Here is an 810-nt window from a genome sequence, read left to right as displayed (position 1 = left end):
CCGGTGTTACTGTTAAGTTTAATGTTTGATCGGCCGCACAGTTCACACCTTCAATAGTTACCGAAGTAGATCCTCCAGAACCATCATAAGTGATACCATTCTCAGCCCACGTATACGACTCATCAGAACAAATCGTCACATCAGTCACTACAGGAGCAGGCTCCGGCGTTACTGTTAAGTTAAGTGTTTGATCAGCTGCACAGTTTACACCTTCAATAGTTACCGAAGTAGATCCTCCAGAACCATTATAAGTGATACCATTCTCAGCCCACGTATACGACTCATCAGAACAAATCGTTACATCAGTCACCACAGGAGCAGGCTCCGGTGTTACTGTTAAGTTTAATGTTTGGTCAGCTGCACAGTTCACACCTTCAATAGTTACAGAGGTCGATCCTCCAGAACCATCATAAGTGATACCATTCTCAGCCCACGTATACGACTCATCAGAGCAAATCGTTACATCAGTTACCACAGGAGCAGGCTCCGGCGTTACTGTTAAGTTAAGTGTTTGATCCGCAGCACAGTTCACCCCTTCAATAGTTACAGAGGTCGAACCACCAGAACCATTATAAGTGATACCATTCTCAGCCCACGTATACGACTCATCAGAGCAAATCGTTACATCAGTTACCACAGGAGCAGGCTCCGGTGTTACTGTTAAGTTAAGTGTTTGATCGGCCGCACAGTTCACACCTTCAATAGTTACCGAAGTTGATCCTCCAGAACCATCATAAGTGATACCATTCTCAGCCCACGTATACGACTCATCAGAGCAAATCGTTACATCAGTTACCACAGGAGCAGGCT

The 810-nt window shown here is 45.2% G+C and carries 1 pseudogene; it reads right to left on the bottom strand.

The features are described 5' to 3' along the window. Positions 1–810, bottom strand: a pseudogene (locus tag KWG70_RS17650) (hypothetical protein); the annotation flags it as partial.

The sequence above is a fragment of the Psychroserpens luteolus genome (assembly GCF_021032705.1).
Taxonomy (GTDB): domain Bacteria; phylum Bacteroidota; class Bacteroidia; order Flavobacteriales; family Flavobacteriaceae; genus Psychroserpens; species Psychroserpens luteolus.
This window is presented reverse-complemented; position numbering and strand designations above follow the sequence as displayed.